Here is a 26,698-nt window from a genome sequence, read left to right on the forward strand (position 1 = left end):
TAGAAACTTTTTTATCTCAAATATCTTGAGTCAAAATCTTTAATTATTTTTTCCAAGGCTGGAAATCAACCATCAATACTAGACTGATAACACTTACAATCAATCAGCAAGAGAACCTTCTAGCAATCATGATTGATCTCCAGACCTTAACAAAGCCGCACCTATATGACTAAGTGCAAAGCTAACTCTTAGCTCAAGCCAGAGGAGACATAGTCAAAGTAAACGCCCATTTCTTTACCAGCGTCAGGACCAACCAAACTAGCGGTTACTTCCTTCATAGCTTGGATAGCTTGAACAGTAGCGCCTACGGGTACTCCCAAGGAGTTGTAGGTTTCTTTCAAACCATTCAATACGCGCTCATCCAAAATGGAAGCGTCGCCAGCAAGCATAGCGTAGGTAGAATAACGCAAGTAGTAATCCAAGTCACGGATACAAGCTGCGTAACGGCGTGTGGTGTACATATTACCACCGGGACGGGTGATGTCAGAGTACAACAAGGATTTAGCTACAGCTTCTTTAACGATCGCAGCAGCATTAGCACTGATGGTTGTAGCTGCACGAACGCGCAGTTCACCAGTAGCGAAGTAGCCTTTTAGCTTTTCGAGAGCAGCGGTATCAAGGTATTTACCTTGAACATCTGAAGAATTGATAACGGAGGTAATTGCGTCTTGCATTGTTGTTTTTTCCTTATTTCCAACCTTATTGCCACAGTTTTAGTTTGAGCCAAAAAACAGCTAAAACTTACTGCATTGCACCAACAACGTAGTCGAAGTAAGAACCAGCTTCACCGGAGTCTTCAGCAGACAACAAGGTAGCAGCAACGTTCTTCATAGCGGCAACGCCACCAGCAACTGCATCAATGGGAGTACCCAAAGATTTGTACATTTCGCGGACACCAACGATACCGATTTCTTCGATGGCTGTAACATCACCAGAAACGATTCCGTAGGTAACAAGACGCAAGTAGTAGTCTAAGTCACGCAAGCAAGTAGCTGTCATTTCTTGACCGTAAGCGTTACCACCGGGGGAAACAACATCAGGACGTTTTTGGAACAGTTGGTCGCCAGCACCTTTAACAATGCGTTCGCGGTTTTCGGTCAATACTTGAGCGATGCGAAGACGTTGTGCGCCACCAGCAACAAAACCTTTGATTCTGTCTAATTCACCGGGGCTGAGGTAGCGAGCTTCTGCATCAGCATTCACGATAGCTTTCGTGACGATACTCATTAATGGATTCCTCCAAAACTAATGGAACCAGAATTTGATTAAACTGGTACGAATTTATATGGTTGGTACTGAATTTACATCTTGATTTACATTTCTAGCCAGATTGACTGGATTTGGTGTAAACCAGGTGGAAAACTCAATTACCTCCCGCAAAATATTGTCCAGTATTATGTTGAGCATTTATTACTGCTCTTAATATTTTGTAACACTTATTTTCAGATTTGCTCATTCTCAGGGAACAGAGAGCAGGGAACAGGGAACAGGGAACAGGGAACAGGGAACAGGGAACAGGGAACAGGGAACAGGGAACAGGGAACAGGGAACAGGCAAAAGAGGCAGGGGGGCGGGGTGCAGGGTGCAGAGGAGACGAATTTTCCCCCTTGCTCCCTGCTCCATTTCTTCTTCTACTGTCACCTGTCACCTGTCACCTGTCACCTGTCACCTGTCACCTATCTATTAGGAAGACCACCTGTGAGAACAGAAGGAGACAAGCTAGACCAAGATTGTTTCACCAAGTCAGCTTCAGCTTGAACACTACCCAAGTAGTTACCTGCTGGTAAAGATGGATAGCGTTTGTAGGGAACAACGTCTTCACCAAAGTAACGAGCATACTCAGGACTGTTGACAATTGCCTCTACAGCAGCCCTTAAACCGCTATCAGCCAATAATTTGTTATATTGACGGATTTCGCCTTGGGTAGCTGGTGCGCGTCCCAAGAGGTGACGGAAGAGGAATTCAATTACCTTGGTGTTGGGATAAGGCGCGTAGAAACGTTTGCGATAGATTTCGGAACTGGCTAGTTCGAGAACAAACTCACGCACGGTAATTTCACCGTTACGCAATTTGCTATCCAAGTCAGAACGGCGGAAATAAGCAGGTACTTGACCGCTAAATACGTCCATTACCTGACAGTAGATAGCATTAATGACCTGATTGGTTTCGGGGGAATTTGTCCCAGTGGTAGCACGGTAAATCCGGGCTGGTTTGCGACGGCTTGTACCAACACCAACTTCTACAGATTGACCACGACCATCATTGAAAGAACGACCCAATTCAATAAACAAGGGTTTAGTCTTGTCCATTTTCTTGGCTTGGGCTGCCAAATCAGCGATCGCCTTGGCGAGAATTGGCGTATTCTCAGTTTTAATCCGGGGCTTCACAGTTTCAAAACTAGGAACAACCAAATCATCATTTTGCTTGGTTAGCTGGTTGTAAAGCTTCTCGGTATTGGGGAAATTAGCCGCAGGTAAAGTGGGGAAGCGACGGAAAGGAACAGTATCTTCACCAAACACTTGACCATATTCAGCACTTTCAACCATCGCGCTAATAAAAGCCCGAATCCCTTGAGTAGCGAGAATTTGGTTGTATTTACGAATTTCTGCTTGGTCAATAGGAGCGCGACCCAAGAAATGCTTAGTACCCAACTCAATTACCTTTGTATTGGGGTAAGGTGTGTAGAACTCCTTCAGGTACAGGCTAGAGTAACCCAAACCTTGAATAAATTCCTTAACGCTGATTTCACCATTCACCAACTTACTTTCTAGAACCGTGAACTCGTTCTTAGAGATGTAAGGAGCAATATCGCGCTCGAAAATCTGCCGATAAGCGCCGCTAATCACAGTTTCCGCCGCAACCTTGTCATTTTTAACTGCTGTCAGTTTAAAGACCTTGGTTTGCTCACGTTGCTTAGTAACACCTTGGTTAATGCGGAACTCAATATCTGGTTCAGTCCGCATTTCTGTGACTGTACCCAATTCCACAAAGCGAGGTGTTTCCTGTTTCTCAACATTCGCCAAATCTTCGCGGATAGTTCCCACACGTAATTGACGTAAAGACACACCCGCAGGAGTTAGATAGCGTTCGTAAGGAACTGTATCTTCATTAAATGCTTGGCTGTATTCGTCACTGTCCAGAATGGCATCAACGACCGCATAAAAGCCCTTCTTAGCAGCAATGTCAAAATACTTGTTGTTCTCTTCCCGACCGTAGGTAGGACGACCTAACAAGCGACGGTGAATGTACTCAATGGCTTTACAGACATAGAGAGAAGTCCAGTACATCTTCCGGAATAAATCCGACTTCGCCAACATCCGCACAAACTCGCGGACGGTGATATCGCCGTTTTCCAGCTTAATTTCCGCAACTTTCAGCCGTTGACCTTCGTAAACATCACGACCAAAAACTTGTAGATAAGTAGCCTTAATTACCGCTTGGGTAGAACTTTCCGAGAACTTGACACTTACACCCTTAGGAGCTTTTCTGCCAATAGTTCCAGGTAACTGGTCTAACTTGAACACCTTCGCGCCCAAAGTCCCAGGAGCTACACTCCGAGCATTAGGATTGCTGAGTTGGTTATTGATACCAGGCCCTTGGTGAATCAAGATCCGACGAGTATCCTTACTAAACGGTGCAGGGCTGCTGCTGGGGTTGCGGGTTGCTTTCGGGAAAATCGCCCCAAATTGAATTTCCAAGGGGTCATTACCAGAACCGTAGGGATGTTGGTCAGGTAATGGTTGTTCGTAAGCAGCAAAAGTTGTAATGAACTGAGGAACTTTACGGAAAGGCGCACTGTATTTAAACAGGTCTTGCTGTTGTCCCCAGTTACGACATTCTTGGGCTTCTTGACCCAGACCCCGAATGTAGGGAACTGTTTCTTCACCAAAGTAATCGCTGTATTCGGTAGAATCTACCAAAGCATCAACTAAACCTGCCAAACCTTTGAGGGAAACAATGGCAAAATATTTTTGCACTTCCTCACGGCTACTTGGTCCCCGTCCTAAAATGTGACGGAAAGCCAATTCAATCACCCGGCTGTTAATAAAAGGCTGATAAAACTGTTTTTGGTAAAGGGGAGATTTAGCTAAACGGCGAATAAACTCCCGCATGGAGATTTCGCAGTTTTTGACTTTCGATTCTAAGTCAGAAATAGACAAGCTATAAGCACGGGTAATATCGCGCTCGAATACTTGACGGTAAGCCGCTTTAATGATTTCTGTCTTTTCGCTAGAAGACAAGCCGGGCTTCATGGCGTACTTGGGACGACGTTCTGCGGCCACAGCGTAAATTTGTGGCAGTTGTAACCCTTGTTGGTCACCGGAAGGACGTTGACGAACTTTAGTAGAAGGTGTTGGTGCTTTAAATTCTGTCAGCAACACATTCATGTACTCAGTCACAATTTCTGTGGCTGCGGCATCTTTACGGAAATAAGACAGGGACGCTGCTTTGATTTCTTGTAAAGCGACGATGGTTGCTTCTCCAGAACAGGCATTTTCAATAATTTCCCGCAAACCTCTGGTATTTACAGAGATGATGTTGGGGTCGCCAGCGACAATGGCGTAGGTGGCATAGCGCAAGAACCAAGACAAGTCACGTAAGCTTTTGGCCATGTTGCTAGGCCCATAACGAGCGACGTTAATAGGTCTAAAGCCTGGAGGTGTTGGTCCACCAGCAGAAGTATTGAAGATAGAACGGAGGTTTTCAAAGAAACCACCACTACTTTCAACGTAGGTGACTGTTCCTAGTTTCATGCCCTCTTGGACATTAGCACCAGCGCCAACCATTGCCAATTCTTTCTCTTGGGGCTTTTCTAAGAAAGCCATTGGTGAACCACCAATGAAAATCCGGTTAGCCGCACGAGAAACGATGATTTCGGAATTGTCTGTCAAAATTTTGGCAATTTCTAACCGCTTTGCCCCGGAGGTAAAATAACTGCCAAGTTCACTTAGTTCACCTCTTCCCAAAAAGCGGTCTTGTTGTTCCGCTTGGGAAATGGTGGCGACAGGTAAGGTTTGATATAGTTGCGGACGCGCAACTGAGCTTCCACCGCTTGCCTTAACACTCATGGGATTTTTAAGACTCCTATCATAATTGTTTATCTGTTCAGCCTGGGTTATTTATTTTAAGGCTTGACATTTTTGCGTATTTATGAATGTTACGCCTCTAAAACCCAGTAAATTAACTCGGTCGATTTTCAGATTAGAACGTTTTGCGTTTACACTGTTGGTTTATTAAGAAGTATGTCGAATCTGTAATCTAAATTTGATATTCAAGAAGATACATACTTCCATTTTCTGGGATGAATATAGATTTTATCCTACATTCTGTACTCTGATGATTCTTAAACTTATTCATAAAACCAGGGGACAGACGGGAGGCAAAAATGAGAATGCTATATTAGTAACGGGTTGGTAAACCGCTATATTCTCTATTTCGGTGATTGATATCAGAAGTAAATTACGTAATATAAATTAAATGAGTATTAAATACAACATTATTTATTAAGTATTATTGTTTATCTTAACAAGTTACAAAATTTACGCAGAAACGGAGAATGTAAATCTCCATATATATTACAGTGGTGAAATTATGACGAAAATTTTAGTTACAGGTGCGGCTGGTTTTATTGGTTTTCACCTCAGTAAACACTTACTAGAAAGGGGCGATGAAGTTATTGGTTTGGATAATCTCAATGATTATTACGATGTAACTTTAAAAAAAGATCGACTAAAACAACTTTTAGAAAAACCAGGTTTTAGCTTCCATTTATTAGATTTAGCAGACAGAGAAAGTATCCCCAAATTATTCATTGAATCAAACTTTGATAAAGTTGTAAATTTGGCTGCACAACCAGGAGTGCGCTATTCATTAAAAAATCCCCACGCCTATGTAGATAGTAATTTGGTAGGATTTGTCAATATTCTAGAAGGTTGCCGGCATACAAATGTACAACATTTAGTATTTGCTTCTTCCAGTTCAGTTTACGGTGCAAATACAAAAATTCCTTTCTCCGTTCACGACAATGTAGATCATCCCGTTAGTTTATACGCAGCCAGCAAAAAAGCCAACGAATTAATGGCACATACTTATAGTAGTTTGTATGGCTTGCCAGCGTCAGGATTGCGCTTTTTTACAGTTTACGGTCCCTGGGGTCGTCCTGATATGGCATTGTTTCTCTTCACTAAAGCAATTTTGGCAGGACAACCAATTGATGTTTTTAATTATGGTAAAATGAAACGCGATTTTACTTATATTGATGACATTGTTGAAGGTGTAATTCGCGTTATTGATCAAGTTGCTGAATCGAATCCCAATTGGTCGGGAAATGCACCTGACCCCGCGACAAGTTATGCACCATATAAAAATTACAATATCGGCAATAATCAGCCGATTGAATTAATGAACTTCATCGAAACCCTAGAAAATTACTTGGGTATGAAAGCCAAAAAGAATCTGCTACCAATACAACCTGGTGATTTACCTGTAACTTATGCTGATGTTGATGATTTGGTGCAAGATATTGGTTTTAAACCCAATACTTCGATTGAAGTGGGTATTGAGCGATTTGTTGTATGGTATCGGTCATATTACCAAGTTTAAATGCAAAAATATTGACTCTTTAGCTTTTCTATAAATTCCGTCTTGAAGATGGACAAATATCATTTTCCTTGGTTAAAAATTAGTAATTGATGATTGGCCATAGTTTATTTTATGGCTTCAATCACCAATCACCAAGTTAAGTAAGCGCTTCCGCACCACCGACAACTTCCAGAAGTTCCTGGGTAATTGCGGCTTGACGGGCTTTGTTGTAAGACAAAGATAGAGTTTTAATCAATTCACCGGCGTTTTCGCTGGCGTTACTCATCGCTGTCATCCGTGCGGCCAGTTCACTAGCTGCTGATTCTTGTAATGACCGTAATAGCTGATTGCTCAGATATAATGGCAACAAAGAATCCAGAATTTGCACTGGATCTTGTTCAAAAATCATGTCACTAGGTAAAGCGGTAACTGTACTAGCTACCTTTTCCCGTTCCACTTGGAATTGACCACCACGGGTAGTTAAACGGAAAACTTCGTCATCCGCTGCTTCTAAACCTTGGGTATCCAAAGGGAGAAGGGTTTGGACTACGGGACGAGAACTAACCAGGGAGACAAATTTTGTATAAACTAGCTCAATCCGGTCTACTTTTTCCGAAAGGAAGAGAGAAAGTAGTTCATCAGCAATATTTGTAGCTTCTGCGGCGGTAGGAAGTTGTTCTAAACCGCTGTAGGTGGCATCAATAGGCTGATTCCGGCGTTGAAAGTATTGAGTAGCTTTGCGGCCAACCAATACATAAGTATAGTTTACACCTTCAGCTTTGAGTTCCTTGGCCCGATTTTCAGCCCGGCGGATCACGTTAGAGTTGTAACCACCACACAAACCCCGGTCGCCGGAAATTACCAACAAACCGACTGTTTTAACTTCGCGTTTTTTCAGTAGGGGGAGGTTGACATCTTCAAACCGCAATCTGGTTTGCAAGCCAAATAATACTTGCGCCAAACGGTCTGCAAAGGGACGGGTAGCAATTACCTGTTCTTGAGCGCGACGGACTCTCGCCGCTGCTACAAGCCGCATGGCTTCTGTGATTTTTTTGGTGTTTTTGACCGACTGAATGCGATCGCGTATTGATTTGAGATTAGCCATAATTTTTAGGTCATTGGTAATTGGTAATTGGTAATTGGTAATTGGTAATTGGGTAAAAGTTATTGCTATTACCTATTACCCACTACCTATTACCTGTTACCTGTTACGCTGCTGCTTGGAAGGTCTTTTTGAATTCGGTAAGAGCGGCTTTCAAAGCTGCTTCTTCTGCATCACCTAGAGCTTTGCTACCTTGTACGCCTTGGAAGTATGCAGTGTTAACATTCTTCAAGTAGCCACGTAGACCTAGGGCAAAGCTAGTTACTTGATTAACTGCAATGTCATCTAAGTAACCGTTAATACCAGCGTAAAGAACCGCTACTTGTTCAGCTACGGAGAGAGGATCGTTTTGGGGCTGTTTTAAGAGTTCCCGTAAACGGACACCACGCGCCAACTGGTCTTGAGTGGCTTTGTCTAAATCAGAAGCGAATTGTGCGAAAGCTTGTAAGTCGTCAAACTGAGCCAATTCTAGTTTGATTTTACCAGCAACTTTTTTCATTGCCTTGGTTTGCGCCGCAGAACCTACACGGGATACAGAGATACCGGGGTTTACAGCGGGACGGATACCAGAGTTAAACAAGTCAGAAGACAAGAAAATCTGACCGTCGGTAATGGAAATTACGTTGGTAGGAATGTATGCAGATACGTCACCAGCTTGGGTTTCAATGATAGGTAGAGCAGTCATACTGCCTTTACCTAATTCATCGCTGAGTTTAGCAGCACGTTCCAACAAGCGAGAGTGAATGTAGAATACGTCTCCAGGATAGGCTTCCCGACCGGGTGGACGACGGAGGAGCAAGGACATTTGGCGATAAGCCTGTGCTTGCTTGGAAAGGTCATCATAGATGATTAAGGTCGCTTTGCCTTTGTACATGAAATACTCAGCAATACTAGCGCCTGTGTAGGGTGCGAGGAATTGGAGGGTAGCTGGGTCACTGGCGTTAGCCGCAACAACTACTGTGTAGTCCATCGCGCCTTTTTCTTGTAAGGTTTGAACTACGTTAGCAACGGTGGAAGCTTTTTGACCGATAGCTACGTAAACGCAAACTACATCTTCACCTTTTTGGTTGATGATGGTGTCAATAGCGATCGCAGTTTTACCAGTTTGACGATCTCCAATGATTAATTCCCGTTGACCACGGCCGACGGGAATCATGGAGTCAATAGCGGTAATCCCTGTTTGCATCGGTTCATGTACAGACCGACGGGCAATAATCCCAGGGGCAGGAGATTCAATTAACCGAGTTTCGGTTGTTTTTGGATCACCTTTACCATCAATAGGACGACCCAAAGCATCAACAACGCGACCAATGAGAGCGTCACCTACGCCTACTTGGGCAATTCTACCAGTAGCGGTTACAGAGCTACCTTCTTGAATACTCCGACCTTCGCCCATCAGTACCGCACCGACGTTATCTTCTTCTAAGTTTTGGGCGATACCAATTGTGCCATCTTCAAATTCTAGGAGTTCCCCAGCCATAGCTTTTTCCAAGCCATAAATCCGGGCAATACCGTCACCAACTTGTAGCACTGTTCCAACGTTAGCAACTTTAACCTCTTGGTCATATTGCTCGATTTGTTGTTGGATGATACTGCTGATTTCGTCAGGTCTAATGGAAATACTCATTTGTCAGTTGTCAGTTGTTAGTTGTTAGTTGTCAGTTGTCAGTTGTCAGTTGCTTCGCCGTGAGCGTCAGCCGAACGGTCAGTTGTCAGTTGTTTTTTATTAGCTATTGACTATTGACCATTAACTAATGACTACTGACATTTATCAGAACTTTTTAGTTACTGCTTAAACGCAAAGAAAGACGACGTATTTGTCCACGCAAACTAGCGTCAATTACTTGAGAACCAACTTTGATAATTACACCACCAATTAAATCGCTGTCTATTTTTGTGGCTAATTCCACTTGACGAGCTTTGGTCAGAGTAATTACCTTTTCTGTAATTGCTTGCAGTTGGGTTTGGGTCAACGGAACCGCAGAAGTAATTTCAGCTAATACAGTTTGATTTAGTTGGCGTAATAGCACTAAATACTGCTGTAAAATTGGTTCTAAGAAAGCAATCCGTCTTCTGTCAACTAACAGCAGTAAAAAGTTACGGAGGCAGAGGTTTACACCTTCACCAAGTAATTGTTTGAGGACATTTTTCTTGTTCTCTGGCTTGACAAAGGGATTGCTCAAAAAGCTTGTGAGTTCTTGACTCCCTGTTAATAAGCTCAAGAAAGTCCGTGCGTCTCCCCCAACCTCTTCTGTTAAGTTTTGAGATTGAGCAATGGATAACAGTGCCTGTGCATAAGGCTGAGATACTTCAGCGGTTGCTGCATCACTTTTCATATCTCGCCTCCCAGTTGTGCGATGCTACGATCAATTAGAATTTGTTGAGCATCTGCGCTAATACCACCCTTGAGTTGTCCTTCAACTTTTTGCAGTGCTTGTGCAACTACTTTTTGTCGAAGTTGGGAGATAGCTTTTTCTAGTTCTGCATTCAAATCAGATGCTGCGGTTTCTTTTAAACGGGCTACATCCAGATTCGCTTTAACTAAAATAGCTTCTTTAGCTGCTTGAGCATTTTGTTCAGCTACTTGAGTAATTCTCTGTGCTTCTTGCTGTGCTTGGGTTAACTGCCCTTGGGCTTTTGCCAAAGCAGTTTGTGCTTCCCGCAAGCGTCCTTCTGCATCTTGAATAACGCTTTCAATACCGGAGCGTCTTTCATTCAAGATATTGGTTAAAACTTTGCGTCCAAAGTAGAATAGTATGCCAATCAGAATTACTAAGTTAATTAGATTGGTTTCCAGGATGTCTAGGTTTAGACCGAAACCGCCTTCTGCTGCGCCTTCTGCCATTTCAGAGTTAACAGCTTCTGCGGCAAGTAATAAAATATTGCCCATGTTAGCCATCTACAAGTGCGCTGCTCGCTTGGTAATTCGTTGATTTTTCCCGACAGGGAAAAAAGTGCCAATGTTTTGGACACTTAAATTTCGCCACATTTTCGGGCATAAGCCCTGATGTGTTTATGCTTTCGTAGCACCAACTTGGTGATATAGTTAGAACTATTTCACCAAAGCAGGTCCTAATAGTTTTTCTAGAATCTGGTTGCTGAGGGCATCAACTTGTGCTTCTAGGGTTGCCATAGCTGCTTGCTTTTGCTGCTCTATTTCTCTAGCAGCTTGTTCGCGTTGAGCTTGGGCTTCCTGTTGAGCTTCAGCTATTTTTTGTGCTGTAATTTTCTTAGCTTCATTCTGGGCAGCTTCTACAGTCAATTGAGATTGCTTACGCGCAGATGATAGTTGCTGCTCATACTCTTTAGCTAATGCTTCAGCTTTAGCCAAGCGTTCACGAGCATCAAGGTTATTGGTACGGACATAATTATCCCGATCATCCAATACCTTGGTCATAGGCTTGTAGAAAATTGCATTCAACAAAGCTGCCAACAACAGGAATTGCAATGCCATTAATGGCAAGGTAGCATCGAAATCAAACATTTCTCTCCTCTTTGGCTGGAATACTAATTTTCTTGGCTAGTAAGATGATCCAGCCTTTGATAATTTTACGAATCCCGTTCTGACTAATGAGCGATAAGTTGCCAGTTTGTAGAGGCGTGCAGATGTCCAGCTTTTCGCTGTCTGTGACATCTTTCACGTCTCTACACTAACAAAACTTTTTCGGTCTTAGGCAAAAGGGTTAGCGAATAGCAATACCAAGGCAATTACCAAACCGTAAATTGTCAAGGATTCCATGAAGGCTAATGTTAAAAGTAGTGTGCCGCGAATTTTGCCTTCTGCTTCGGGCTGACGAGCAATACCTTCTACTGCTTGACCGGCTGCATTACCTTGACCAATACCAGGTCCAATTGCAGCTAAACCGATAGCGAGGGCAGCAGCTAGAACTGAAGCAGCTTGTACGATTGGATCCATGACGATTTTCCTTGCTTTAACTACAAAAATTACAAATGTACGTAACAACTAGATATGTGTTTTTCACACTGTACTAGGTTCTCAAATCGCTGTAGCGATGTTTTGAGCGAATTTGCTCGTTTTAACTGGGCGATCAACTGAGGGCGTTAATGCTCCTCATGTCCTTCTTCGCCGTGTCCCTCTAGGGCTTCATGAATATATGCCCCGGCTAGGGTAGCAAATACTAGGGCTTGAATGGCACTAGTAAATAAACCCAAAGCCATTACTGGCAAAGGCACAAAGAGAGGCACGAGCAATACCAATACCGCGACTACTAATTCATCCGCTAATATATTTCCAAATAACCGGAAGCTTAGGGAGAGGGGCTTGGTAAAATCTTCGAGAATGGCAATTGGCAACAGAATTGGTGTTGGCTCAATATATTTCTTAAAGTAGCCTAAACCTCTTTTGCGAAATCCAGCGTAGAAATACGCCAAGGAGGTTAGCAATGCCAATGCGACGGTTGTATTGATGTCGTTGGTAGGGGCGGCTAGTTCACCAGAAGGCAAGTGGATTAGCTTCCAGGGAATTAATGCTCCTGACCAATTTGATACGAAGATAAACAAGAATAGCGTACCAATAAATGGTACCCAGGGGCGATACTCTTTCTCTCCGAGTTGGTTTTTCGCTAGATCCCGAATAAATTCTAGGGCATATTCCATCAAATTTTGGATGCCGCTAGGAATTTTTTGGACGTTTCTGGTGGCAGCTAGTGATGCTATTACTAGGATAGCAATCACAAACCATGAGGTGAGAAATACTTGCCCATGTATTTTGAGACTGCCCAGTTGCCACAAGAAGTGATGACCTACTTCTAATTCGGCGAGGGGAAAAGCGTTAAAAGCGTTTAATACACTAAGCATGGGCGTTCTTCAAGGTTTTCCCCAAAAATCGAGGATTGGAGGATTGTCTGTAGTGGTTTAGCATTGTGCTTTACCTCTACAACTTTAAGCTTCAGGAATGAATGCAGTTTGCACCATATAGATGAGGAGGGTAGCTTTGTAGGTGAGAAACCCCAAGAATATAGGCAGAATATGTAGCTGATGCCATTGACTCGCCAATATAATCGGTATCATGATCAGAGCAAAACGATTTTTACTCAAACTTTGTTTTTCACCACCAAGTCTCTCGACATCGTTAGCCAGCATTTTTAAGTAAACCACACCTGTACACGCCCCAATCAAATAATTTAGGGCTATGTTTAAGGAATAAAAAATCCACACAGAGATAAAAATAATCCCCGTCAACACAAGTGTGATGACTAGCAACTTCTGATAGAGTTGATAGAACTCTTGCATGGAAGAGGTTACTGGTTCTGTTTGAGCAAAACCAGATTTCTCATCTTGTTGTGTTGTCTGAGTCGGTGCAATTGATTCTTCTGACAAGCTCACGAGACTTGAAACCAGTACAGCTAATATGAGATGACTGTACATTCAGTCAGTTGAATCATATCACGATCCGGTAACACTACTTTAGAAAAAAACAATTAACTTATTTTTTGAGGAGTCAGGAGTCAGGAGTCAGGAGTCAGGAGTCAGAAGTCAGGAGTCAGAAGTCAGAAGTCAGGAGTCAGAAGTCAAGAATCAGATGAAGGAATTTCTCCCCGGACTCCTTTGCTCCCTGCACTTTACACCCTCTCGCCGGGGGTTAGTAAGAGTAGTTGTTGTTTGAGGAGATGTCTTACTCCGTTTAAGTCTAGCTCGACTTGGGCTAAAATTTCAGCCACTGTGGCATTGTTACCACATTTTTGCATAAATTCAAATTCTGCTGTTGTTAAGTTAATAATTTGATAATCATAGTTAAATAAGCATTGACTGGGAAACCCATCTATGCAAGGGTTAAGTTCAGGAATAGCTGCTAGTAATGTGTTATCTGCTGACCAATCGGTTTTGGTGAGGGGAGGACGACTGAGGAAAAATTCGTAATGGGTAACTTCGGGATTCAGTAATTCTACGAGACGATAACGTTGACGTTCTGTTAATTCTTCGGCTCGTTCAATTAGCTCTGGTGCTTTTTCTAGAAGCTTTTCCAATTGCCAAAAACCAGGATTTGAGAACCCCACAAAGTCTAAACCAGCAGCGTCTATTAATGTAAATAATGTATCAATATTGTAATCAGTTTCTTGAGGATGGACGTACATATCAGCGAAACATTCATCTCGCTGGTTTTCCATTGCCCATCTTTCTTTTTCTCGCTTGACAATGCGGTTGTTTTCTGGTAATGAGGCAAATATTTTTCGTCCGACTTGGACACCATCACGATAGTCGCCTTTTTTGTTACCTTGGAGGAGAGCGATCGCTTTTTGCATGAGTTGTATTTCCCATCTTCCCAATTCTCCATACACAAAAATGTGCATTATTCCACCGGGGGCGAGTTTTTTCGCTAATGCTTCAATACCCCGAATGGGATCTGGTAAATGATGAAGCACACCAACGCAATTAATTAAATCAAATTCTCCTGGTATTTGTTCCACATCATAAATACTCAGGTGATGAAATTCTACACGGTCAGCACCGGAACTTTGACAACGTTTTTTTGCTACTTCTAATGTACCAGCACTTAAATCTATTCCGACTACCTGCGCTTGCGGGTTGAGATGTACTAAATATTCTGTTCCGACTCCTGAACCACAACCAGCATCTAAAATGCGGATATCTTGCCTTTGCGGTTTTCTACCTGTGCAGAAGCTATAAGCAGCTAACCAATTCCAACGCCAATTGTAACCTGGTGGTGGTTCGTCGAGGATGGGTTCGGGAGGGAATGGATAGGTATCGTAGAGTTTCGCAACAGCAGCACTTACTTGGGAGTCAGACATGATTAGGAATAACGCAGCATTTCTGAGTTTACCGGATAGGGGGTGATGAGAGTAAAAAAGTTTTACAGCTTACATATAGCTAGTTGACATACCAAGTATTAATGTATAATGTTTGCATTGAGTTTTAATAGTTGCTTATCAGGTGTCCGCAATCATGAATCAACCCATTCAAAAAATTATCTTCGGTAGCCCTGGAACTGGCAAAAGTTACAGAATTGTTACCGAGATTATCCCTAATGATTTAGATATAGGTAAAGAAAATCCAGAAAACATCATTAAGACAGTTTTTCATCCAGAATATACTTATGGGGATTTCATGGGTAAGTTAGTGCCAATTACCAAGTCTGGTAAAGTAGAGTACAACTATTATGAAGGACATTTTCTAAAAGCCCTATCTCAAGCTTATAAAAATATAAAAGATGCCTACGATAAAGAAGGTAAACAAATCAACCAACCCAAAAATGTTGCTCTTGTTATTGATGAAATAAATCGGGGTAATTCTTCCGCGATATTTGGTACTGTTTTTCAACTTTTAGATAGAGATAAAGATGGTTGGTCAAGTTATGGAATTAATATAACTACTATCGAATTTTTCAAGCTATTAGAATTGGTAGGAACTAAATTTGGTTATGATGAAAGAGGAAATATCAATAGTTATAAGCTACAACCTTATGAAGAAGTAGCTAAATTAGAAACATTACAAAAGAAAATTGAATTTTTAAATTTTGATTTGGTAAACAGAAGCATTAAAATTCCACCTAATCTTTCTATTCTGGCGACTATGAACACTTCTGATAATTCGATTTATTTCATGGACAGTGCCTTTAAGCGTCGTTGGGATTGGGAGTTTGTAAACTGGGATCATAGCAAGCCTCTTAAGGCTACCTATGGAAAAGATGGAGTTTTAAACGAACAAGAATGGAGAAATCTTATTACAAAACTTAACACCTTCATCAAAAAATACCATGACTCAATTAGGGGAATTGAAGACAAACAAATTGGGTATTACTTCATCAAAGATTCAGTTACTGCTGAACAAATACAGAATAAACTAATGTTTTTCTTATGGGACAGCGTTTTTAATCGTGATAAAAAGCCACTATTAGAACTTCTAAAAGTAAAAAAAGATGACCTGGTAACTTTTGGAGATTTCACTAAACTACATAATACTTTTGTTAAAAATATAATCAATTTCAAGAACTAACTGCACTATTCGTATATACAGCGGTTTCCGCTCTTATGAGGTACAAAGTTGAATCATGAAACTCTTGTAGTGCGGGCATCTCGCTCGCTAGATATGTACCTCATAACACCGGGAAGTGCTGTAAAGTCGAAATATTAGCCTACATTTTTAATTTCTATGTTTGATTTTTCCAGTTTTAATCTAGTTAAAGGTTCTAAGGATTTTTTTATTGGTATTCGTAAATCTAAAGTTGGAGATAATTTCGAGTTTTGTCTACCAAATGGCTTTGAGAATTTTCCAGAGGGTGACTTCAACGCAGTACGAGATTTATTTTTTAAGATGTATCGCACCTTTCGCAAGTTTGAACGCGATAATTTAGACTCCAACCGATTCAACATAAATCAACCTGACTTTCAGCGAGAACAGGATCAGACGACTATTTCATCTGGTGGAGTCAAGATACAAACAGAGGAAGGAGATATTTGTGTACTCTACAGTAAGATTAAAATGATTGAGCGAGTTCTAGAAGCTTACGATGACTTAGCAATCAACTCCATCCAAAAGAAAGTTAGACGTAGTGAAGATATCGACTATTCTCAACTTCATAAATATCTAGATCGTGCTATCTATTTAAAAGATGATCTAAATATAAATAATGATGTAATTTATGTTGAGATGATGGATCTACCTTGTTTGACGATACGCTATCAAAGCACCGATATTGTAAATCTGTATTGTTATATTCTCGATGAGATTGTTGAGCAGTTAAATGGTGATGTACCAGATAATATTAAAGCCCGAAGTCAAGAAATTCATTTTCTTGCTCAAGGCTTCAAGGAGGATTATTTAACTAGTAACCAGTCTATTTTTGACCAGGATACTTTTGAGGAGACTATTAATGTTCTTAAAGAATCACTAGATAATATAGATAAGAATACCTATTACAAAGATACTGATTATTGGGGAATTTATGAAGCTATTGAAACATTCCTTTACGGTGATCTAAATCCTGAGAAAGGTGATGGTGAATTTTGGGGAATATATGGGTTTTCTCTAATTTGGGAGGATATGTGTCATAGCTATTTCTTTAAGAAACACCGCAACGAAATTTGCTATGCGGACACAGATATACCTCTGAAAGATTATGATAACCCACAAAGAGAAGAGGAAGATAAACATCGAGTTGGAAACCGCAAAGCTAATGGTGGATCTGCACGTTGGAATCAATGGGTTTACTGCACAAATTCCAATATTTCTAAATCTTCAGGAAAAGTAGCCGAAAAATTTCAATGGGATGAACTGTTTTGCATTGAATTTGATTTAAATGATGGAACATTAGTTTACCAACAACCCAAGTATAATAAGTTTGAAAAACGAAATAGAAGTCAAGCATTACGTCGTTTTATCCGTCCTGATTTAATTATAGAATCGAATACTAAAAAAATTGACAATAATGTTATAGAGGGTAATTTCATCAAAATAATTGATTATAAAGATGTACCATTAAAGTTTTATAAAAATAAAAAACTAGCTCCAAAATCAGCGAACAAATATCATTTAGATATCATCAAGCAACTTACATACGAATATGCTCTCCAGCAAACACACGAGGTTTCTGCAAGTGAGTTTTTTATTCCTTATTACTATAATGTAGAACCATCTAATCCATTAGGTGAATTGGAACAAAAACTAAACCTAAATGGTATAGTAATTTTTAGGGCAAATTTCTCTTTAATACAAAATATTTATTTAGAAGATAATCTATGAATTTTGAGTCAGATATAATTGGAATCCGATCTACAGATACAGCCTTTGAGAGTCTTTATATTCCTTTTATATCTTTTGCTAACCAGAAGCAAAAGAAGGCTGTAGAAAATTACATAATTTGGCAAGCGGATAAATTTTTCAAGAAAATCGAAAAAATCAATCCTGCTGTTATTAATAGAACTCAATTACCGTATTCAAAACTTATTACAGAAAAAGATTTTCAAGATTCCAAAAGAATTGAAATAAACTATTTTTATAAAAACTTCTTTCATGACTTAGAACGAGATTCTGATGGTAAATTAAAATTAAAAATAAAATGGAGTATCACTTTTGATGAAGAATGCACTCCAATTAAGTTGGTAAGTTTTCGGAAAGATTATCGTGGTTATGATCCTAAGCCTAACGATTTTTCCGATAAAGACGTGCAAGGCCGTCCACATCGAAAATACGGTACTATAGAAATTAATGGAGAACCAGTATTTTACTATATTTATTTCACAATTCAGGAAATATTAGATGTGGTAAAAGAAATACCTCACTTATACTGAATATATTAACTTGGCAATATACTTTTCATAATTTACTGGCAATTTTAATATAAAATTGCTTGATGCAAACAGCAGAACCAGTTACCAATTTTGAAAATGCTTTAACTTATCCCGCATTTACACAACTCATTGCTCTTTGAACTCCTTAAGAGAACGCGATTGGGAAGCTTTAACTTTTAACTTCACTATTTGATAGAGACGATAGCGATGAAATTGAAGACGAAATTAAAAGCAAATTGGTTTGGTTAGTACCCGAACCTTGTTGGGAAGATCATCCCTTTGAGTTCTTACGTGAATTTTTGTAAAAATTTACAACAGAGAAGATACATATCTTAACTTTCTTTATTCTCTTTTAGTTGATATAATCTATTGCTTCGTTGTAGTCTTGTGAATGAACTACTCTAAGTGCAGATGATGCGACCGAGGGGGAGATGGTAAGATTTGATTTTAGTCGGTTGTGTGTGCTGATTCTCTTAATTTGTGGTTTATTGGCTGGTTGTAGTGGAAATTATCGCGGAAATTACATTCTCCGAGTAGCTACTGAACCAGCATTTCCGCCTTTTGAGTTTCAAAGTAAAGGTGGAGAGTTAGCAGGGTTTTCAATTGATTTAATGAGAGCAATAGCGACTGCTGCTAATTTTCGGGTAGAATTTCAGAGTTTACCTTTTGATGGCATTATTCCCGCGCTACAAGCTAAAACCATAGACGGGGCGATTAGTTCGATTACTATTACCCCAGAGAGGGCGAAGACAGTGGCTTTTTCTCGTCCCTATTTTAAAGCAGGTTTGGCCATAGCTATTCGTGCAGATAATCAAAATATTACAGGTTTTGACAGTCTCCAAAATAAAAAAATTGCTGTTCAAATTGGCACAACTGGCGCAGAAAAAGCTAAAAGTGTGACTGGGGGGGAAGTTCGCAGTTTTGACTCTGCACCATTAGCCCTCCAAGAATTACAAAATGGCAATGTAGATGCAGTTATTAATGATGCACCTGTAACTTTATATGCTATTAATACAGGTAATTTGCAAGGAATCAAAGTTATAGAACAATTACTAACTGAGGAATTTTATGGAATTGCAACTGCTAAAAACTCTCCTTATTTATCTTTGATTAATCACGGTTTAACGAAGATTTTAAAAAACGGCAACTATCAACAGATTTACCAAAAATGGTTTAAATCTACACCGCCAATATTGCCAGAAATATTACCATTTATCAATAAAAACACAGCCAAATTAAACTCTTTTAGTGTATTTTGGCAATCTTTACCAACTTTATTAAGTGGTGTCTTGGTAACATTGCAATTAGCATTTATATCAGGTTTCTGCGGTTTAACTAGCGGTTCTCTAATTGGGATAATTCGGCTTTCTCATATTAAACCTTTGCGTTTTTTAGCCAGGGCTTATATAGATTTTTTCCGAGGAACGCCGTTATTAGTACAGATATTTATGATTTACTTTGGCTTACCAGCAATTTCTCAAGAGATGGGTTTTACTTTGACTTTAAATCGTCTTGCGGCTGGAGTAATTGCGTTAAGTTTAAATAGTGCAGCTTATATTGCGGAAATTGTGCGTGGAGGAATTCAATCTATTGAAATTGGACAATCAGAAGCAGCCAAATCACTCGGTTTAAATTCTGTGCAAACTATGACTTATGTGATTTTTCCCCAAGCATTACGCCGCATGATACCACCTTTAGGTAATGAGTTTATTAGTTTATTGAAAGATACTAGTTTAGTTGCTGTAATTGGGTTTGAGGAATTATTTAGAAAAGGACAATTAATTGTTTCGGAAAATTATCGCGCTTTTGAAGTTTATGCGGCTGTGGCTGTAATTTATTTGTGTTTAACTTTGATTTGTTCCCAACTTTTTAGCAGGTTGGAAATTTGGATGAATCCAATGAGTAAGTAGGCTATCACCCACACTCCTGATTTTTATTCAATCCCCCTACAAACAACAACTAATAGCTAATTCTGCATTCTTCACCAAGGTCTCCTTATCAAGAGTCGAAACCGGATATTGAGGAGTTATCCGCAATAACTTTTCCACCCTCTCCCGCGCAGCTTCTACCACCGCTACATCTAAACTACCATTATTCAAACTATCAGAAAAATCTGCCGCTATTTTATATGTTCTTTCCAAAGAAGAAGAATTGATATTACGAGAAACTATAAACAAATCACAACCAGCATGAAAAGCCCGCGCAACTGTTCCCGATTGCATAAAAATTTCCGAGACAGCTTTCATGTCTAAATCATCGGAAACTATCACACCTTCAAAACCTAACTCTTTCCGCAAAATATCATTTAAAATGATTTTAGATAAGGTTGCTGGCACTTCTGGATCAATTTGCGGAAACAAAATATGCGCCGTCATAATTAACGGAATTTTGTCCTGAATTAATGTTTGAAAAGGAATCAATTCCCGGTTTCGCAAATCTTCCCGACTCAAATTTAATATTGGTAACTCCAAATGGGAATCAGTGCTAGTATCTCCATGGCCAGGAAAGTGTTTAGCAGAACCTAAAATGCCCTCTTCCCGCAATCCTCGGTAATATTCCCGCGCACCTTCACTAGCGGTTTGCGGTGTATTTCCAAATGCACGGAGTCCAATAATTGGGTTTTGGGGATTAGAGAAAATATCTGCAACCGGAGACCAAGAAAGATTAATTCCCAGAGATTTTAATTCTAAAGCTGTGGCTTTTGCAACTTCATAAGCATGAGATTGCAATAAATAAGCGTAAGGAAAGCGAGTAATTGGTAAAGGTGTCCGCACAACTCGCCCACCTTCATGATCTAAAGTAGTAAATATGGAGTCGCGTTCAGAATATTGGCGAACTTCGTCAATGAGGGTTTTAAACTTTTCTAACCAGACTGGATATGGTACACCGTCAAGAAAATTTTTAGCAAAAAAGATAACACCAATCGGTTTTAATTCATTTAACGCCCGTTTATCGTCATCATTTAAACTTGTCCCAGAAATACCCAGAATTAGGTGATTACCAAAGCTTTGTGATAATTGAGATATTGACATAATTTGGTGATTTAAGTAAAGGATAAAGTATTTTCTGGTGTTGCTAAATTCAGGTATGAAATTCTCTTGATTGAACTTATAGCTTACGCTACACAATTAAAACTCTTACCTTTGCGTCTTTGCTCCTTTGCCTCTTTGCGTGAAACAGAATTCATACTGCCATTATGCAACGCATTTTCTCTACTTTATCCTTCCAGGTTACTAAAAGTTAAAAACTAATAACTCACTTTTAGCATTAGCCATATTTTCAGTTTTTGGTGGAGATGGTTTCAAAGTCATTTGTGGCGCATTTTGTTGTAAAACCACAGCCTGATAAGCTACGACTCCAGTATGTTCACTATCGAGACAACGAGCCGCAGTTCGAGACAAATCTAGGCTTCTTGGTGCAATATACGGACCGCGATCATTTACACGCACAATCACGGATTTATTGTTTTGTAAATTTGTTACTTTTAAGAAGGTATTAAAAGGTAGGCTACGATGGGCAACAGTGAAATCATCTTGATTATATATCTCACCATTTGCGGTTAAGCGACCATGAAAATAGCCACCATACCAAGAAGCTATACCAGAAAGTTTTGTATTTGAGGACTGTAATCCATACATTTCCATTTGCCCTTGTATCAGTGTTAGCGGTTTAGTATGGAGGGCTATTCGTAAATTATTCGTCCATTCTATTGCTAAAATATCACCGCTGCGACCAAGTTCATCAGAGATTTTTCGATCTATTGCAAATAGTAATCTATTACCTATCATCAGAGAAGGAGTTTTATCAACTAAACCTGGTTGTAATTGCGTAGGTTGTTTAGTACGTGATATTACTAATTGCTGTAAGCGGTTTTGTAAAGCATTAGCTGTAATTTGATCAGGTAGTCGGGCAACAAAGCTGTTATTAACCCAGACTTCATAACTGGATGAATTCCGCTTGACAATCAATACTGGTGAGTAATCATAACTTCCATTTGGCTCAATTGGATTGTTGATGATATTAAAGAAGCTTTCGAGCGATCGCACAACAGTAGCTGGTGACAAATCTAGTTTAGGAACACTAACTTGAGTAAATATTATCTGTCGAAAGTTAGTAAAATTTTGCCAGTGAGGTTGTGCAGGTATATTTTCTGGCACAGAGGCACAAAATTTTGTTTCTTTTGCCTTCAAGGTTGTTGAAGGTAGAGTCATAGACCTATCTCGATATGATGATAATCGTCTATTTATCCAATCCAATGTCAAAGAGGTTTTTGATATTAAGGTTTTTTGCCAAGCAGTTTTATATTCTTGAGAAATGGTCAGAAATTGAGCCTGGGGCTTGACTAAGTTGGCTGGAAGTTGGATTGGAGAAAATGCAGCTATTAAACCCAGCGGTAAATTTGCTGTCAACACCAAAGTACCACCTGTGAAGGATGTCGCCCATATTATTCCCGTTGATATCATAGTTTATTTATTCTCCAGATAGATGCACAATTCCTAGAGAAATAATCCCCAGGTTGAATAAAAAGAGAGTTTTTTTAATTACATAATTTCTATGTGATTTCAGACTTAATTATGATTAAACCCTCTGGGATCATCATATACCGTAATAGAGATTGAAATAAATAAAAGTTTTAAATCTAGTTTTCAGGTATTACTAATATTTCCATTACTTTTGCTTATGAATAGCGATTTATCCTGCCATTTACTTTACTAAGTCACATAGGCATCTTGCATATTAATACTTAATAAAAAAATCAGGTTTTGTATTTGTGACAAGCAGTTACCCAAAAATATACACGGATTGATGATGAGTCATAAACTACACTAAATATTTTTGACTTCAAAAAAATTTGTGTTAATCCCTGGACTGATGATTAGGGTAAATTAGATAGTTGGCGGAAAATTTTGGGAATTTTTTGGGAAGCAATCAAACTAGAATCGCCAAATGTAACGGATTGCAACGTATAATTAGAACGGCAAAACAGTTAAGAAATATTAAATAATAGTAGGTTTAAATGCGCGTAGCAATCGCGGGAGCGGGTCTAGCAGGACTTTCCTGTGCAAAATATCTCACGGATCTAGGTCACACACCCATCGTTTTGGAACGCCGAGACGTAGTAGGGGGGAAAGTGGCAGCGTGGAAGGATGCTGATGGGGACTGGTACGAAACAGGACTGCATATTTTCTTTGGGGCTTATCCCAATATGTTGCAGTTATTCAAAGAATTGGATATTGAAGATCGGTTGCAGTGGAAAGAACACACAATGATCTTCAATCAGCCCGAAGCACCGGGGACTTACAGCCGCTTTGATTTCCCCGATTTACCAGCACCTATCAATGGGATGGTAGCAATTCTCAGAAACAACGATATGCTGACCTGGCCGGAGAAAATCAGTTTTGGCATCGGATTACTACCTGCCATTCTCCAAGGGCAAAAGTATGTCGAAGAAATGGACAAATATTCTTTCCGGGAGTGGCTGCAAAAACAAAACGTCCCCCCCAGGGTAGAAAAAGAAGTATTCATTGCGATGTCCAAAGCCTTAAACTTCATTGACCCCGATGAAATTTCTGCTACTGTCCTCTTAACGGCTTTGAATCGCTTTCTCCAAGAGAAAAACGGCTCAAAAATGGCCTTCCTTGATGGTTCACCCACAGAAAGATTGTGTCAGCCCATTATTGACCACATTACTGAACGGGGTGGTGAAGTCCGTCTGAATGCGCCCTTGAAAGAGATTTTACTCAATGAGGATGGAACTGTGAAAGGCTTCCTCCTCCGCGGTTTAAATGGGGCAGAAGATGAAATATTTACAGCGGATACTTATGTCTCTGCCCTTCCAGTTGACCCCTTAAAGCCGATTTTGCCCATTTCTTGGAAAGAAATGCCATTTTTCCAAAAATTAGAGGGTTTAGAAGGGGTCCCAGTGATTAATGTCCATATCTGGTTCGACCGCAAATTAACAGATATTGATCATCTGCTATTTTCGCGTTCTCCTCTCCTCAGCGTTTATGCTGATATGAGTAATACTTGCCGTGAATACGCCAATCCTCACCGTTCCATGCTGGAATTAGTTCTAGCACCGGCAAAAGATTGGATATCTAAATCCGATGAGGACATTGTTGCTGCAACTATTACTGAGTTAGAAAAACTCTTTCCCCAACACTTTGGGGGGGATAATCCTACCAAAATGCTGAAATATCATGTGGTAAAAACACCACGTTCAGTTTACAAGGCTACCCCAGGTCGTCAACAGTACCGTCCTTCCCAGGAAACCCCCATTACTAATTTCTATCTGACTGGGGATTACACCATGCAGCGCTATCTAGCCAGCATGGAAGGGGCTGTACTTTCTGGTAAACTGACAGCGCAGGCGATATTCCAAGCACAGACGGTAGCAAATCCCTCTAACCTGCAAACGCCAACACGACCGCCCGCCAAGAATGCTGCAACTGCCTGATTCCCCCCCGCGCATGAAAACGCTGGTCTCTATAGATGAGTCATACAACCTTTGTCGGGAACTCACAGCTAAGTACGCCAAGACTTTTTACTTGGGGACAATGTTGATGAGTCCGGCCAAGCGTCAATCTGTTTGGGCAATTTATGCCTGGTGTCGCCGCACAGATGAATTAGTGGATGGCCCTGCATCTGCTATTACCACGCCAGAAACCCTAGAACTATGGGAAAAGCAACTGGAATCCATTTTTGCGGGATGCCCATTGGATAATTATGATGTAGCGTTAGTAGATACTCTCCAACGCTTTCCGCTAGACATTCAACCCTTTCGGGATATGATCGCCGGTCAGCGGATGGATTTGTATCGCAGTCGCTATGCAACCTTTGAGGATTTATACCTCTACTGCTACCGAGTAGCGGGGACTGTAGGTTTGATGTCAACAACGATTATGGGTATAGATAATAATATCTATACCGCCCCTTGGCATCAAGGCCAACAGCCTTATCTTCCTATAGAAGAAGCGATCGCTTTGGGAATTGCCAATCAACTCACGAATATTCTCCGTGATGTTGGTGAAGATGCCCGTCGAGGCAGAATCTATATTCCCCTAGAAGATTTGGCCAAATTTAATTACACCGAGGAAGAATGTATTCGCGGCGTAGTGGATGACCGTTGGCGTTCACTCATGCGGTTTCAAATTGATCGCGCCCGTCAATTCTATATTCAAGCAGATAAAGGTATTAGTTATCTTTCTGCTGATGCTCGGTGGCCTGTTTGGGCTGCATCCATGCTCTATGAGCAGATTTTAGAGGTGATTGAGCGCAATAATTATGATGTGTTCAGTCAGCGAGCTTATGTTCCCCAATGGAAAAAGTTACGTACTTTGCCAGCAGCTTGGATGCGATCTCAAGTTTTATAACTTGGTCATTGGTCATTGGTCATTGGTCATTGGTCATTGGTCAATGGTCAATGGTCAATGGTCAATGGTCAATGAATCTATTTACAAAATAACTATTGACAAGCTCAAAAACTTCTGCTACGATTATTACTCATGACCTGGAGAGGTGGCTGAGTGGTCGAAAGCGGCAGATTGCTAATCTGTTAAGGGATTATATCCCTTCGGGGGTTCGAATCCCCCCCTCTCCATTTTTACAAAAGCTACATACCGGATTTCTTAAAGAAGTCCGGTATCTGAGTATAAACTAGATCCAAGTTGAAAACTATAGTTTTGAAAGAGCTTGATGTTAACCTACATCCTCTATCTGCTTATGGTGATAATTTTATCAACTCTGTACCACTATGTTAACATCTGCAATTGATACTAACGATATAAATACTATTCAAGCGGTAAGGGAAGGGTCCGTGGTCAGAGATCGCTCTGATTGGGGGCGTATTCGGATTTCTGATGATGATCGTCTCCGCTTTTTACATAATCAAAGCACTAATGATTTTCAATCTCGCAAACCTGGTCAGGGCTGTGATACTGTCATGGTGACATCTACCGCTCGGACGATAGATTTAGTGACTGCTTATGTATTAGATGATGCTGTTTTATTGTTAGTTTCCCCTCACCGTCGTCAGGAACTTATGGCATGGTTAGATCGCTATATCTTCTTTGCAGATAAGGTTAAATTAACTGATGTGACCGAGGAAACAGCGACATTAAGCCTGATTGGACCTCAAAGCCATGCTATCGTCGAAAATTTAGGAGCTGGTGATTTAATTGGTCAACCAGATGGTAATCATATTTTAGTTGATCGGGTGATAGTTGCAGTGGGTAGTGGCTTGGCTGCACCTGGATATACATTGATTTTACCGATTGCCGAAAAACAAATATGGTGGGAGAAAATACTAGGATTGGGGGCTGTGGAATTGAGCGATCGCGCTTGGGAAATGTTACGAATATTACAAGGTCGTCCCGCGACCGATTCAGAACTCACGGATGATTATAACCCCTTAGAAGTGGGTTTATGGCAGACAGTTTCCTTTAGCAAAGGTTGTTATATCGGTCAGGAAACCATTGCCAGACTTAATACATACAAAGGTGTAAAGCAATACCTTTGGGGAATTCGTCTTAGTGCTACGGCTGAACCAGGAACAGTCATCACCATTGGGGAAGAAAAAGTAGGTAAACTCACCAGCTATACAACCACTCCTGATGGTCATTTTGGACTAGGTTACATCAGGAGTAAAGCTGGTGGAGTTGGCTTAAAAGTACAAGTTGGAGAAACAGAAGGGGAAATAATTGCTATTCCCTTTGTTTCCCACGAATATCCATTAAGTAATGTCTAA

At 40.4% G+C, this 26,698-nt stretch carries 22 protein-coding genes, 1 tRNA gene and 1 pseudogene; 10 read left to right on the top strand and 14 right to left on the bottom strand.

What is annotated here, in order from left to right; all coding sequences use genetic code 11:
• Window positions 1-188: 188 nt before the first annotated feature.
• The 3 genes from apcB to ANA_RS20270 form a co-directional block, all read right to left on the bottom strand.
• Window positions 189-674 (bottom strand): allophycocyanin subunit beta, encoded by a 486-nt coding sequence (gene apcB / locus ANA_RS20260; protein ID WP_015083287.1) that lies wholly within the window; start codon window positions 672-674, stop codon window positions 189-191.
• Window positions 675-741: 67 nt separating this feature from the next.
• The gene (apcA, locus tag ANA_RS20265) at window positions 742-1,227 is read right to left on the bottom strand and encodes an allophycocyanin subunit alpha (protein WP_015083288.1); all 486 of its coding nucleotides are present in this window, start codon (window positions 1,225-1,227) and stop codon (window positions 742-744) included.
• Between the two features lie 449 nt (window positions 1,228-1,676).
• Window positions 1,677-5,069: a phycobilisome rod-core linker polypeptide gene (locus ANA_RS20270; protein WP_015083291.1), complete on the bottom strand. Its 3,393-nt coding sequence runs from the start codon at window positions 5,067-5,069 to the stop codon at window positions 1,677-1,679.
• Window positions 5,070-5,592: 523 nt separating this feature from the next.
• Between ANA_RS20270 and ANA_RS20275 the strand changes: the two genes are divergently transcribed.
• On the top strand, window positions 5,593-6,603 hold the full coding sequence (locus ANA_RS20275; RefSeq protein ID WP_015083292.1) for an NAD-dependent epimerase: 1,011 nt from the start codon (window positions 5,593-5,595) through the stop codon (window positions 6,601-6,603).
• Between the two features lie 136 nt (window positions 6,604-6,739).
• Here the strand turns inward: ANA_RS20275 and ANA_RS20280 are convergent, their stop codons facing one another.
• The 9 genes from ANA_RS20280 to ANA_RS20320 all read right to left on the bottom strand — a co-directional run bounded on the left by ANA_RS20280 (window position 6,740) and on the right by ANA_RS20320 (window position 14,454).
• Window positions 6,740-7,687, bottom strand: coding sequence for a F0F1 ATP synthase subunit gamma (locus ANA_RS20280; protein ID WP_015083293.1), 948 nt, complete (start codon window positions 7,685-7,687; stop codon window positions 6,740-6,742).
• Between the two features lie 103 nt (window positions 7,688-7,790).
• Entirely contained in the window at window positions 7,791-9,311 is a 1,521-nt protein-coding gene (gene atpA / locus ANA_RS20285) for a F0F1 ATP synthase subunit alpha (RefSeq protein ID WP_015083294.1), read from the bottom strand.
• A gap of 154 nt (window positions 9,312-9,465) precedes the next feature.
• Window positions 9,466-10,020: an ATP synthase F1 subunit delta gene (gene atpH / locus ANA_RS20290; RefSeq protein ID WP_015083295.1), complete on the bottom strand. Its 555-nt coding sequence runs from the start codon at window positions 10,018-10,020 to the stop codon at window positions 9,466-9,468.
• Window positions 10,017-10,583: a F0F1 ATP synthase subunit B gene (locus tag ANA_RS20295; protein ID WP_015083296.1), complete on the bottom strand. Its 567-nt coding sequence runs from the start codon at window positions 10,581-10,583 to the stop codon at window positions 10,017-10,019. Before ANA_RS20295 ends, atpH begins: the two co-directional genes overlap by 4 nt.
• A 153-nt stretch (window positions 10,584-10,736) precedes the next feature.
• Complete coding sequence (locus ANA_RS20300; RefSeq protein WP_015083297.1) at window positions 10,737-11,168, bottom strand: F0F1 ATP synthase subunit B'; 432 nt, start codon at window positions 11,166-11,168, stop codon at window positions 10,737-10,739.
• A 186-nt stretch (window positions 11,169-11,354) separates the two neighbouring features.
• Entirely contained in the window at window positions 11,355-11,600 is a 246-nt protein-coding gene (gene atpE / locus ANA_RS20305; protein WP_015083298.1) for an ATP synthase F0 subunit C, read from the bottom strand.
• Window positions 11,601-11,746: 146 nt separating this feature from the next.
• Window positions 11,747-12,502 carry a F0F1 ATP synthase subunit A gene (atpB, locus tag ANA_RS20310; RefSeq protein ID WP_015083299.1) on the bottom strand — a complete coding sequence of 252 codons (756 nt, stop codon included), beginning with the start codon at window positions 12,500-12,502 and terminating at the stop codon, window positions 11,747-11,749.
• Window positions 12,503-12,586: 84 nt separating this feature from the next.
• Window positions 12,587-13,072, bottom strand: a complete 486-nt coding sequence (locus ANA_RS20315; RefSeq protein WP_015083300.1) for an ATP synthase subunit I — start codon at window positions 13,070-13,072, stop codon at window positions 12,587-12,589.
• A 194-nt stretch (window positions 13,073-13,266) separates the two neighbouring features.
• Window positions 13,267-14,454, bottom strand: coding sequence for a class I SAM-dependent methyltransferase (locus ANA_RS20320; protein ID WP_015083301.1), 1,188 nt, complete (start codon window positions 14,452-14,454; stop codon window positions 13,267-13,269).
• A gap of 154 nt (window positions 14,455-14,608) precedes the next feature.
• Here ANA_RS20320 and ANA_RS20325 point away from each other — a divergent pair, with 154 nt between their 5' ends.
• The 5 genes and pseudogenes from ANA_RS20325 to ANA_RS20335 all read left to right on the top strand — a co-directional run bounded on the left by ANA_RS20325 (window position 14,609) and on the right by ANA_RS20335 (window position 19,862).
• On the top strand, window positions 14,609-15,658 hold the full coding sequence (locus ANA_RS20325) for an McrB family protein (protein ID WP_015083302.1): 1,050 nt from the start codon (window positions 14,609-14,611) through the stop codon (window positions 15,656-15,658).
• Window positions 15,659-15,814: 156 nt separating this feature from the next.
• Complete coding sequence (locus ANA_RS20330; RefSeq protein WP_051155248.1) at window positions 15,815-17,404, top strand: hypothetical protein; 1,590 nt, start codon at window positions 15,815-15,817, stop codon at window positions 17,402-17,404.
• Window positions 17,401-17,952, top strand: a complete 552-nt coding sequence (locus ANA_RS26745) for a hypothetical protein (protein WP_051155249.1) — start codon at window positions 17,401-17,403, stop codon at window positions 17,950-17,952. The genes ANA_RS20330 and ANA_RS26745 overlap by 4 nt, the downstream gene beginning before the upstream one ends.
• Before the next feature lie 115 nt (window positions 17,953-18,067).
• Window positions 18,068-18,257 (top strand): annotated as a pseudogene (locus ANA_RS27895) (hypothetical protein).
• Window positions 18,258-18,383: 126 nt separating this feature from the next.
• Window positions 18,384-19,862, top strand: a complete 1,479-nt coding sequence (locus ANA_RS20335) for an ABC transporter permease subunit (protein ID WP_015083303.1) — start codon at window positions 18,384-18,386, stop codon at window positions 19,860-19,862.
• A 36-nt stretch (window positions 19,863-19,898) separates the two neighbouring features.
• Here ANA_RS20335 and nagZ read toward each other — a convergent pair whose 3' ends face one another.
• Window positions 19,899-20,984, bottom strand: a complete 1,086-nt coding sequence (gene nagZ, locus ANA_RS20340) for a beta-N-acetylhexosaminidase (RefSeq protein ID WP_015083304.1) — start codon at window positions 20,982-20,984, stop codon at window positions 19,899-19,901.
• A 201-nt stretch (window positions 20,985-21,185) separates the two neighbouring features.
• A complete protein-coding gene (locus tag ANA_RS20345; RefSeq protein ID WP_015083305.1) occupies window positions 21,186-22,415 on the bottom strand; it encodes a septal ring lytic transglycosylase RlpA family protein in 1,230 nt (409 codons plus the stop codon).
• 554 nt (window positions 22,416-22,969) lie between these two features.
• On the opposite strand from ANA_RS20345, the gene pds reads away from it, so the two are divergent.
• The 4 genes from pds to ANA_RS20365 all read left to right on the top strand — a co-directional run bounded on the left by pds (window position 22,970) and on the right by ANA_RS20365 (window position 26,698).
• Window positions 22,970-24,409: a 15-cis-phytoene desaturase gene (gene pds, locus ANA_RS20350; protein WP_015083306.1), complete on the top strand. Its 1,440-nt coding sequence runs from the start codon at window positions 22,970-22,972 to the stop codon at window positions 24,407-24,409.
• Window positions 24,393-25,325: a 15-cis-phytoene synthase CrtB gene (gene crtB / locus ANA_RS20355; protein ID WP_015083307.1), complete on the top strand. Its 933-nt coding sequence runs from the start codon at window positions 24,393-24,395 to the stop codon at window positions 25,323-25,325. The genes pds and crtB overlap by 17 nt, the downstream gene beginning before the upstream one ends.
• Window positions 25,326-25,464: 139 nt before the next feature.
• Window positions 25,465-25,552: transfer RNA gene (locus ANA_RS20360), tRNA-Ser, on the top strand.
• Between the two features lie 153 nt (window positions 25,553-25,705).
• Window positions 25,706-26,698: a CAF17-like 4Fe-4S cluster assembly/insertion protein YgfZ gene (locus tag ANA_RS20365; RefSeq protein ID WP_015083308.1), complete on the top strand. Its 993-nt coding sequence runs from the start codon at window positions 25,706-25,708 to the stop codon at window positions 26,696-26,698.

Source organism: Anabaena sp. 90 (genome assembly GCF_000312705.1).
GTDB classification, from domain to species: Bacteria; Cyanobacteriota; Cyanobacteriia; order Cyanobacteriales; family Nostocaceae; genus Dolichospermum; species Dolichospermum lemmermannii.

What these genes read in the sequence shown, in the direction of transcription:
- ANA_RS20295 (WP_015083296.1), bottom strand. Translation starts at nt 10,583, where the DNA reads ATGGCTAACATGGGCAATATTTTATTACTTGCCGCAGAAGCTGTTAAC.
- ANA_RS26745 (WP_051155249.1), top strand. Translation starts at nt 17,401, where the DNA reads ATGAATTTTGAGTCAGATATAATTGGAATCCGATCTACAGATACAGCC.
- atpE (WP_015083298.1), bottom strand. Translation starts at nt 11,600, where the DNA reads ATGGATCCAATCGTACAAGCTGCTTCAGTTCTAGCTGCTGCCCTCGCT.
- ANA_RS20275 (WP_015083292.1), top strand. Translation starts at nt 5,593, where the DNA reads ATGACGAAAATTTTAGTTACAGGTGCGGCTGGTTTTATTGGTTTTCAC.
- atpH (WP_015083295.1), bottom strand. Translation starts at nt 10,020, where the DNA reads ATGAAAAGTGATGCAGCAACCGCTGAAGTATCTCAGCCTTATGCACAG.
- atpB (WP_015083299.1), bottom strand. Translation starts at nt 12,502, where the DNA reads ATGCTTAGTGTATTAAACGCTTTTAACGCTTTTCCCCTCGCCGAATTA.
- ANA_RS20365 (WP_015083308.1), top strand. Translation starts at nt 25,706, where the DNA reads ATGTTAACATCTGCAATTGATACTAACGATATAAATACTATTCAAGCG.
- crtB (WP_015083307.1), top strand. Translation starts at nt 24,393, where the DNA reads ATGCTGCAACTGCCTGATTCCCCCCCGCGCATGAAAACGCTGGTCTCT.
- ANA_RS20345 (WP_015083305.1), bottom strand. Translation starts at nt 22,415, where the DNA reads ATGATATCAACGGGAATAATATGGGCGACATCCTTCACAGGTGGTACT.
- ANA_RS20315 (WP_015083300.1), bottom strand. Translation starts at nt 13,072, where the DNA reads ATGTACAGTCATCTCATATTAGCTGTACTGGTTTCAAGTCTCGTGAGC.
- ANA_RS20280 (WP_015083293.1), bottom strand. Translation starts at nt 7,687, where the DNA reads ATGGCTAATCTCAAATCAATACGCGATCGCATTCAGTCGGTCAAAAAC.
- apcB (WP_015083287.1), bottom strand. Translation starts at nt 674, where the DNA reads ATGCAAGACGCAATTACCTCCGTTATCAATTCTTCAGATGTTCAAGGT.
- atpA (WP_015083294.1), bottom strand. Translation starts at nt 9,311, where the DNA reads ATGAGTATTTCCATTAGACCTGACGAAATCAGCAGTATCATCCAACAA.
- apcA (WP_015083288.1), bottom strand. Translation starts at nt 1,227, where the DNA reads ATGAGTATCGTCACGAAAGCTATCGTGAATGCTGATGCAGAAGCTCGC.
- nagZ (WP_015083304.1), bottom strand. Translation starts at nt 20,984, where the DNA reads ATGTCAATATCTCAATTATCACAAAGCTTTGGTAATCACCTAATTCTG.
- pds (WP_015083306.1), top strand. Translation starts at nt 22,970, where the DNA reads ATGCGCGTAGCAATCGCGGGAGCGGGTCTAGCAGGACTTTCCTGTGCA.
- ANA_RS20270 (WP_015083291.1), bottom strand. Translation starts at nt 5,069, where the DNA reads ATGAGTGTTAAGGCAAGCGGTGGAAGCTCAGTTGCGCGTCCGCAACTA.
- ANA_RS20335 (WP_015083303.1), top strand. Translation starts at nt 18,384, where the DNA reads ATGGTAAGATTTGATTTTAGTCGGTTGTGTGTGCTGATTCTCTTAATT.
- ANA_RS20325 (WP_015083302.1), top strand. Translation starts at nt 14,609, where the DNA reads ATGAATCAACCCATTCAAAAAATTATCTTCGGTAGCCCTGGAACTGGC.
- ANA_RS20300 (WP_015083297.1), bottom strand. Translation starts at nt 11,168, where the DNA reads ATGTTTGATTTCGATGCTACCTTGCCATTAATGGCATTGCAATTCCTG.
- ANA_RS20330 (WP_051155248.1), top strand. Translation starts at nt 15,815, where the DNA reads ATGTTTGATTTTTCCAGTTTTAATCTAGTTAAAGGTTCTAAGGATTTT.
- ANA_RS20320 (WP_015083301.1), bottom strand. Translation starts at nt 14,454, where the DNA reads ATGTCTGACTCCCAAGTAAGTGCTGCTGTTGCGAAACTCTACGATACC.